The organism is Streptomyces sp. NRRL F-5122, assembly GCF_001507435.1.
GTDB classification, from domain to species: domain Bacteria; phylum Actinomycetota; class Actinomycetes; order Streptomycetales; family Streptomycetaceae; genus Streptomyces; species Streptomyces lannensis.
In genome coordinates, this window is record NZ_LMWH01000140.1 from 1 (window position 1) to 433 (window position 433).

Here is a 433-nt window from a genome sequence, read left to right on the forward strand (position 1 = left end):
CAGATCGCCAACGGCCTGTTCCGGGACAGTCGGTTGTCTTTCAAGGCGAAGGGGATCTTCGGGTACGTCAGCACGCACCGGGACGGCTGGCAGGTCACCCTCGCCCACCTCGTCGCCGTAGGGCCCGACGGACGCGAAGCGGTCCGGGCCGGCCTGAAGGAACTGGAGCGGTACGGCTACCTCGTCCGCGAACGCCTGCGCCGGGCGAACGGGACGCTCGGCGAGGTCGTCTACTCGATCACCGACCGCCCCGCCACGCTGGACGTCGCCCTGCTGGAAGCCACCTCAACCCTGGCGATCGACGACGAGCACGGCGCTGGGTTCGGGGCCGGGATCCGCCGCGGCGTGATGGCGGCTGATCAGTTCACGCAGATCGCCAACGGCCTGTTCCGGGACAGTCGGTTGTCTTTCAAGGCGAAGGGGATCTTCGGGT

Annotated in this window: 1 pseudogene; it reads left to right on the plus strand. The window is 68.4% G+C overall.

The annotated features are described in order from the left end of the window. A pseudogene (locus ADL25_RS16785) lies at positions 1–433 on the plus strand (hypothetical protein); the annotation flags it as partial.